The 508-nt window shown below is 45.7% G+C and carries 1 protein-coding gene; it reads right to left on the reverse strand.

Annotation, left to right across the window (positions count from 1 at the left end; genetic code table 11):
- The coding region (locus STRDD11_RS13275; RefSeq protein WP_164828515.1) for a hypothetical protein at window positions 1-508 on the reverse strand (508 nt) is incomplete at both ends.

Consider the following 508-nt stretch of genomic DNA (forward strand, 5'->3'; position numbering starts at 1 on the left):
TTAATCAGGCGCGGAAGCTCGGTCTGCCCCAAGACACTGTCAGCCGGCGAATCAGCATTCATCAGGACCAGCACATCCCCACGGGCATTGACACGCATGTAGTTATCAGAGACAAGGTCGTTGATTGTTAAGACATTATCACTGCCAAAGACATATTTGTTGCGGCCTTTGGAAGTCCATTTACCACCTATAAGTTCTGCAGTTGATTCCGCTCCAATTTTATCTCTAAGCACAAGCCCAAAAGCTGGATTGTTCAATAAATTTTCTCCAGCATCATTGATGAAACTATAGGCGCCATTGCTATGCTCTGAGATATTCTGGGCCGTCCGGAAAATCTGAGACTGGACACCAGACTCATTGCCGAACCAGCCGGAATAAGCAATAGCCGCTCCGCCGTTTTTGGCTCTAAAGTCCATCTGTTTTATTTGTTCGCCCAACTCAGCCGCAAATTTGGCTTTATCCCCGTCAGTCTTTAACTTTCCCTGATAACTTTTGACAAAATCAATAA

This window comes from Streptococcus sp. DD11 (genome assembly GCF_001578865.1).
Taxonomy (GTDB): Bacteria; Bacillota; Bacilli; order Lactobacillales; family Streptococcaceae; genus Streptococcus; species Streptococcus panodentis.